The organism is Psychrobacter sp. 1U2 (genome assembly GCF_051847575.1).
Genome location: NZ_JBPYDC010001649.1, coordinates 1 through 549, shown reverse-complemented (window position 1 = coordinate 549; position 549 = coordinate 1). Strand labels below are relative to the sequence as shown.

1 protein-coding gene is annotated in these 549 nt (G+C 47.9%); it reads right to left on the bottom strand.

The window, feature by feature from the left end; translation table 11 throughout:
- Positions 1-530 (bottom strand): 16S rRNA (cytosine(1402)-N(4))-methyltransferase (gene mraW, locus ACS8FD_RS23670; RefSeq protein WP_439277649.1); only part of this gene is annotated, 530 nt, incomplete at its 3' end.
- Positions 531-549: the final 19 nt, after the last annotated feature.

Here is a 549-nt window from a genome sequence, read left to right as displayed (position 1 = left end):
CGCATATCGACCGCGCCATCACGCATAAAACTAAAGCCGCGACTACCATCATCAATCTGCGGTGATGAAATACCCAAGTCTGCCATTAGCCCATCAACTTCCATGATGCCTATAGCTGCCAGACTATCGGTCAACGTAGCAAAGCTATCATGAATGACATGTACGCGGCTATCTTCACTTGCAAGCTTACGAGCCACGCTAATAGCGGTCGGGTCTTTGTCAAAGACAATCAACTGCGCATCATCAGCAAGCTGGCTTAGTAGTAGCCTGCTATGACCGCCACGTCCAAAAGTCGCATCAACGTAAATACCACTTAACTGTAAGCTATTTTGGTCATCGTTGTCTGTCTGTTTGGGCAGTGATTTTACGCCGAGCACCGCAGCGACGGTCTCTTGTAGCAGCACCGCATCATGGACAAAGCTTGAATCATCAACCACTGTATCACTTTGACTAAACGCTTGAGTCGTTTGATCAAGCTGCTGGGCGGGCGCTTTAGTAGAGGCGTTTTTTATAGAAGATGAGCTAACCATTGATTCAGGTGTTCCGGTA